The following is a 6,146-nucleotide window of genomic DNA, read 5'->3' on the forward strand; positions in this document are numbered from 1 at the left end:
TCGTTCGCTCGGGGAACGAAACCGCGCCGAAATCGCTACAACCGCTCGATGATCGTCGCGTTGGCCATGCCGCCGCCCTCACACATGGTCTGCAGGGCGTACCGGCCGCCGCGTTGCTCCAGCGCGTTGACCATCGTGGTCATGATCCGGGCGCCGCTGGCCCCGAGCGGATGCCCGATCGCGATGGCGCCGCCGTTGACGTTGGTCTTCGACAGGTCGGCGCCGGTGTCGCGCGCCCATGCCAGTACCACCGGGGCGAACGCCTCGTTCACCTCGAACAGGTCGATGTCAGCGAGCGTCAGACCGGCGCGCGCCAGCACCTTCTCGGTGGCGGGGATGACGCCGGTGAGCATGTACAGCGGATCGGATCCCACCACCGTCATCGAGTGGATGCGCGCCAGCGGCCGCAGACCCAGCCGATTGGCCGCCTCGGTGGTGGTGATCAGCACCGCGGCGCTGCCGTCGGACAGCGGTGAGGAGTTGCCCGGCGTGATCGACCACCCGATCTGCGGGAACCGTGCCTCGTACGCCGGGTTGTAGAACGCGGGCTTGAGGCCGGCCAGTGTCTCCACCGTGGTGCCCGGACGGATGATCTCGTCGGTGCTCAGCCCAGCGATCGGCGCCAGTTCGGCGTCGAAGCGGCCCTCCTTGGTGGCGGTCGCGGCCTTCTCGTGGCTGCCTGCGGAGAACTCGTCGAGTTCGGTGCGCGAGAGCCCCCACTTGGCGGCGATCAGTTCCGCGCTGATGCCCTGGGGGACCAGGCCCTCGGGGTAGCGCGCGGCGAAGCCGACGCCGAACGGATCGCTGCCGGGCAGCACGCTGGAACCCATCGGGGCGCGTGACATCGACTCGACACCGGCCGCGACGACGATGTCGTAGGCGCCGGAGATGACGCCCTGGGCGGCGAAGTGGATGGCCTGCTGGCTGCTGCCGCACTGCCGGTCGATGGTGGTCCCCGGCACGGTCTCGGGGAGGCCGGCGCCGAGGACCGCGTTGCGGGCGATGTTGACCGCCTGGTCGCCCACCTGCGTCACGGCGCCTGCGATCACGTCGTCGATCTCGGCGGGGTCCACGCCGGTGCGGGCGATCAGTTCCTTGAGACTGTGCGCGAGCAGGTCGACGGGAAGTACGTCGTGCAGGGCGCCACTGGCCTTGCCCTTGCCTACCGGGGTGCGGACGGCTCCGACGATGACGGCGTCCCGTCCTGCGAATCCAGTCATGAATTGCCTCCTGATGCTCAGCGCTGAGTATTCTGATGTGGACCCAGATATACCACCTGGGTATAGTTAGAACAACTCAGGGATGGGGTTTGATTCCATGGCAGTGCTGCAGGGGCCGCTCGCCGATCGCGACGCCTGGTCTGCGGTGGGCGAGTGCCCGATCGAAAAGACGATGGCGTTGCTCGGCACCAAGTCGGCGATGCTGATCATGCGCGAGGCCTACTACGGCACAACGCGATTCGACGATTTCTCCCGCCGGGTCGGCATCACCAAGGCCGCCACCTCGGCACGGTTGTCCGAACTCGTCGACGCCGGCCTGCTCACTCGCCGCCCCTACCAGGTGCCCGGCCAGCGCAGCCGCGACGAGTACGTGCTGACCGACGCCGGCACCGACTTCATGCCGGTGGTCTGGTCGATGTTCGAGTGGGGCAGGCGGCATCTGCCGCATCGCTCGCGGGTGCGGTTGGTGCACGACGGCTGCGGCGCCGAGGCGACCGTGGCGGTGCGCTGTGCCGACGGCCACGACGTGCCGGCCGACGAACTCGCGGTCGCGTTGACCCGCCGGGACTAGCGGAGCGCATCGGCGACGGCGCCGACGAGCAGGGCCCGCATCGTCGACTCCGACAGCCCAAGGGCAGCCGGTTCTCCGGCGGCCATGCCCTCCACCGCACGCTCGATGAGCATGACGAGTAGCACGTCGGCTTCGGGCGGCCGATCGGCGCCCGGGCTTATTTCGTCGCGAAGCCGGCCGAGGATGGCGACCTGGCGCCGTTGCAGCCGCAGGTACGTCTCGGCGGCCTCCGTATTCGTCATCTTGTAGCTCGCCATCGCCTGGCGCAGGCCGTGCCACCGCGCGTGCAGGTCGGCACTCACCGACACGATGCGCTCGGCGCGGTCCTCGGCGGTGCCCTCCGACAGGATGGCGGCGCCGAGGGCATCCCACTCGTCGACGACCCACGTCTCGTAAGCGGCCAGTAGGGCCGCGCCCTTGTCCGTGAAGTGCTTGTAGAAGGTGCCGGTCGCGTAACCGGCGACGGTCACGATCCTGCGCACGTCCGTTCCGGCGTACCCGTAGGTGTTGAAGGCCTCGGCCGCGGCCTGCACCAACCGGAGCCGGGTGTCCGGCGCACGCCCGCGTCGGGGGCGTACCGGACGCGGCGGCTGCGCGTTAGTGAACATTGCGTCACTATAGAGGCCCCACAGCGAGGAGACGCGCATGCAGATCCGACCCGGAGACACGGCGTTGATCACCGGCGCATCCCGCGGCCTCGGGCGACTCATCGCTCTCCACCTCGCCTCGCGCGGCATGGACGTGCTGCTCTCGGCTCGCGACCAGGTCGCACTCGACGCCGTCGCGGCCGAGGTACGGGAGGCGGCGCCGGTCGCGGTGAGCACGGTCGCCGCCGACCTGGCCGACCGGGACGACGTTGCAGGCGTCGTGGAACGAGCCGAGGCCGTCGGAGGTCCCGTCGACGTCCTGGTGAACAACGCGGGCGTCGAGCAGACGCGTCGGTTCGATCAACGCACGCCTGACGACATCGCCACGATGACCGACGTCAATCTCCTCGCCCCGATGCTGCTGACCCGCGCAGTGCTGCCCGGCATGCGCGAACGCAGGCGAGGCCACATCGTGAACATCGCCTCGATCGCCGGCCTCCTGGCGTCGGCATATGAAGAGCCGTACAACGCCACCAAATTCGGTCTGGTCGGATTCACCCGGTCGTTGAGGCTGACCGCGAAGGACCGAGGGTGGGGCGTCAGTGCGTCGGCCATCTGCCCGGGCTTCATGGAGGGTGAAGGGATGTATGCCGCCATGCGCGACGAATTCGGCGTCGCGGCGCCGCGTTCCATGCGGGCGCTGCCCGCTGCGCGGGTGGGCGCAGCGGTTACGGCGGCGATCGAGCGAGATATACCGGAGGTCCTGCTGATGACCGGGGCTCCTCGCCTGACGCTCCTCGCGGCAACGGCGGCACCGCGCCTCTTCGAGCGGTTGACCATGCGGCTCGACCTCGCGGCGCCCTTCCGCAGCGTCGCCGAGCAGCGCACCCACCGCTAGCCGTCTGCCAGGAACGCCTTCACCAGTGTTCGCGGCGCCTGCGCCAGCCACGCCTCGGTGACGAGTTCGGTCAGCTCCGGCGTGTCGATCGCAGCCAGGCGCACCAGCACCGACGGATAGCCGTCGAAGTGCGGCGTGGTGAAGAACACCGCCGGCCGATCGGCGATCAGTGCGAACTTCACGCCCTCGTCGGCGACGCGCGCCCCGAGGATCTCCCCGTCGGGGGCAGCGTCGCCCAACGCCTCGACGTCGGCCTTGCGCAACGGGCGCTCCCAAACGACGAGTTTCTTGCGCACCCGCCACGTGCGCGGGGACGTTTCCGTCGTCTCCGGAAGTCCGCCGGCGATCCGCGCCACCTCCGCCCAATCGGCCATCTCGTGATTCTGCGCCCCGAGAAATGGCTAGTCTCAGCGCCGTGCTGCATTTGCGGGTGATCTCGCCGGCCGAGCGGCGGGACGCTGTCCTGGAGGTGCTGCGCAGCGAGCCCGGCGCGACCCACGTGGTGATCCATGTCGACGCCGCCGTCGAACCGACGGGGGACGAGATCACCGCCGACATCGCCCGCGAGTGCGCCAACGACGTGGTGGACCGGCTCAAGGACCTGTGCGTGCAGCGCGACGGTGCGATCACGCTCGACGTCGTCGACACCGTGGTCTCGACCGCCGCCCATCAGGCCGAGAAGGACGCCGAGGGCGACCCGGCCGACGCCATCGTCTGGGACGAACTCGCCGAGCGCACCCGCGACGAATCGCGGCTCAACGTCACCTTCCTGGCCTTCCTGTGCCTGGCATGTCTGCTCGTCGCGGTGGGTGTGGTGACCGACTCCACGGTGACCCTGCTCGGCGGCATGGTGGTCGGCCCCGAGTTCGGACCGCTCGCGGCGCTGGCCGTGGCCGCCGTCCGGCGCAGGCGCAACATGGCGATCCGGGCGTCGATCGCTCTGGCGGTCGGATTCCCGCTGGCGATGCTCGTCACCGCCGCGGCCGTGCTGGCGGGAGAGGCGGTCGGCTGGATCCCGCTGGAGACCACCCGCCAGCTGCAGGAGGTCGACTACATCTTCCGGGTGGGACCGCTCTCGCTGGTGGTGGCGCTGCTCGCCGGGGCGGCCGGGATGCTGTCACTGGTGTCCTCGAAGTCGGCTGCACTGGTCGGGGTGTTCATCTCGGTCACGACCGTGCCCGCGGCGGGCTTCGCGGTGGTCGCGGCGACGGTCGGGGAGTGGGACGTCGCCGCGAAATCGGCCCTGCAGCTGCTGCTGAACCTGGTCGGCATCGTGGTCGCGGGCATGCTGGTGCTCTGGCTGCACCAACATCTGCACCGCCGCCGCGCGGCCGCGCGTCATGCGCAGGCCGATCCCGTGTGATGGGATCATCCGATGGGCATCAAGGTGGCGCTGGAGCATCGCACCAGCTACACGTTCGACCGACTGGTGGAGGTGTTCCCCCACGTGGTGCGGTTGCGCCCGGCGCCGCACTCCCGTACGCCGATCGAGGCCTACTCGCTGAGCGTGCAGCCCGACGACCACTTCGTCAACTGGCAGCAGGACGCGTTCGGCAATTATGTTGCGCGACTGGTCTTCCCGACCCGTAGCCGGGAGCTGACCATCACCGTGGGACTGATCGCCGACCTCAAGGTGATCAATCCGTTCGACTTCTTCGTCGAGAGCTACGCCGAGAGTTGGCCAGGTGCAGAAGGATTCACCTATCCCCGGGCGCTGGCCGACGACCTCGAACCGTATCTGCGGCCGGTCGACGAGGACGGTGAGGGATCCGGGCCCGGCGAGGTGGCCCGCGACTGGGCGCAGAACTTCTCGGTCGCCCCGGGTACGGCGATCATCAACTTCCTCGTCGCGATCAACCGGGCGGTCAATGCCGACGTCGGCTACAGCGTGCGCCTGGAGCCCGGCGTGCACACCCCGGATCACACGCTGCGCAACGGAATCGGCTCGTGCCGCGACTCGGCGTGGCTGCTGGTGTCGGTGCTGCGGCAGCTCGGCCTCGCCGCCCGCTTCGTGTCCGGTTACCTGGTGCAGCTGACGTCCGACGTCAAGGCGCTCGACGGACCGTCCGGTCCTGCCGCCGATTTCACCGATCTGCACGCTTGGACCGAGGTCTACATTCCCGGGGCCGGCTGGATCGGCCTGGACCCCACCTCGGGTCTGTTCGCCGGCGAAGGACACATCCCACTGTCGGCGACGCCGCACCCGGCGTCCGCGGCGCCCATCACCGGCGCCACCGAACCCTGCGACACCACGCTCGACTTCTCCAACATCGTCACCCGCGTGCACGAGGACCCGCGGGTCACGAAGCCCTACGACGACGGGGCATGGGCCGCGATCAGCGCGCTGGGCGCCCGGGTCGACGAACGACTCGCCGAGCGGGACGTCCGCCTCACCATCGGCGGCGAGCCCACCTTCGTGTCGATCGACAATCAGGTCGACCCGGAGTGGACGATCGCCGCGGACGGGCCGGACAAACGCCGCCGCGCCTCGGTGCTCGCGGCGCGGCTGAAGAAGGTGTGGGCACCCCACGGTCTGGTGCAGCGCAGCCAGGGCAAGTGGTATCCCTCAGAGCCGTTGCCGCGCTGGCAGATCGGGCTGTTGTGGCGCACCGACGGCGAGCCGCTGTGGCATGACGACGCGCTGCTGGCCGACCCGTGGCCCGAAGAACCCGACCACGTCGAGGTCGCCCCCGACGCCGGTGAACGGCTGCTCGGCGAGATTGCGGCCGGTCTGGGCCTGCCCGCCACCCAGGTCCGCGCGGCCTTCGAGGACCCGCTGAGCCGCCTCGCCCGCGCCGTGCGGATGCCCGACGGCGAACCCGTCGCGGCCGCCGACGACCTCGCCACGGACTCGGCCGGCGCACGCGCGG

General features: G+C 69.9%; 7 protein-coding genes. 4 read left to right on the forward strand and 3 right to left on the reverse strand.

Annotation, left to right across the window (positions count from 1 at the left end; translation table 11 throughout):
* Positions 1-35 precede the first annotated feature (35 nt).
* Positions 36-1,220, reverse strand: coding sequence for a thiolase family protein (locus H7I41_RS02380; RefSeq protein ID WP_264010955.1), 1,185 nt, complete (start codon positions 1,218-1,220; stop codon positions 36-38).
* A 97-nt stretch (positions 1,221-1,317) separates the two neighbouring features.
* Between H7I41_RS02380 and H7I41_RS02385 the strand changes: the two genes are divergently transcribed.
* Positions 1,318-1,791 carry a winged helix-turn-helix transcriptional regulator gene (locus H7I41_RS02385; RefSeq protein ID WP_264010956.1) on the forward strand — a complete coding sequence of 158 codons (474 nt, stop codon included), beginning with the start codon at positions 1,318-1,320 and terminating at the stop codon, positions 1,789-1,791.
* Here H7I41_RS02385 and H7I41_RS02390 read toward each other — a convergent pair.
* Positions 1,788-2,399 carry a TetR/AcrR family transcriptional regulator gene (locus H7I41_RS02390; protein ID WP_264010957.1) on the reverse strand — a complete coding sequence of 204 codons (612 nt, stop codon included), beginning with the start codon at positions 2,397-2,399 and terminating at the stop codon, positions 1,788-1,790. The two genes, H7I41_RS02385 and H7I41_RS02390, sit on opposite strands and share 4 nt — an antisense overlap.
* 37 nt (positions 2,400-2,436) lie before the next feature.
* On the opposite strand from H7I41_RS02390, the gene H7I41_RS02395 reads away from it, so the two are divergent.
* Positions 2,437-3,276, forward strand: a complete 840-nt coding sequence (locus H7I41_RS02395; RefSeq protein ID WP_264010958.1) for an SDR family NAD(P)-dependent oxidoreductase — start codon at positions 2,437-2,439, stop codon at positions 3,274-3,276.
* Here the strand turns inward: H7I41_RS02395 and H7I41_RS02400 are convergent.
* Positions 3,273-3,650 carry an MmcQ/YjbR family DNA-binding protein gene (locus H7I41_RS02400; protein ID WP_264010959.1) on the reverse strand — a complete coding sequence of 126 codons (378 nt, stop codon included), beginning with the start codon at positions 3,648-3,650 and terminating at the stop codon, positions 3,273-3,275. The genes H7I41_RS02395 and H7I41_RS02400 overlap by 4 nt on opposite strands.
* A 41-nt stretch (positions 3,651-3,691) precedes the next feature.
* Between H7I41_RS02400 and H7I41_RS02405 the strand changes: the two genes are divergently transcribed.
* Positions 3,692-4,639, forward strand: coding sequence for a DUF389 domain-containing protein (locus tag H7I41_RS02405; RefSeq protein ID WP_264010960.1), 948 nt, complete (start codon positions 3,692-3,694; stop codon positions 4,637-4,639).
* A 12-nt stretch (positions 4,640-4,651) separates the two neighbouring features.
* The coding region (locus H7I41_RS02410; protein ID WP_264010961.1) for a transglutaminase family protein at positions 4,652-6,146 on the forward strand (1,495 nt) is incomplete at its 3' end.

This window comes from [Mycobacterium] manitobense (genome assembly GCF_025821665.1).
GTDB classification, from domain to species: domain Bacteria; phylum Actinomycetota; class Actinomycetes; order Mycobacteriales; family Mycobacteriaceae; genus Mycobacterium; species Mycobacterium arseniciresistens.

Coding starts and splice junctions, on each gene's coding strand:
- H7I41_RS02380 (WP_264010955.1), bottom strand. CDS start 1,220: ATGACTGGATTCGCAGGACGGGACGCCGTCATCGTCGGAGCCGTCCGC.
- H7I41_RS02385 (WP_264010956.1), top strand. CDS start 1,318: ATGGCAGTGCTGCAGGGGCCGCTCGCCGATCGCGACGCCTGGTCTGCG.
- H7I41_RS02390 (WP_264010957.1), bottom strand. CDS start 2,399: ATGTTCACTAACGCGCAGCCGCCGCGTCCGGTACGCCCCCGACGCGGG.
- H7I41_RS02395 (WP_264010958.1), top strand. CDS start 2,437: ATGCAGATCCGACCCGGAGACACGGCGTTGATCACCGGCGCATCCCGC.
- H7I41_RS02400 (WP_264010959.1), bottom strand. CDS start 3,650: ATGGCCGATTGGGCGGAGGTGGCGCGGATCGCCGGCGGACTTCCGGAG.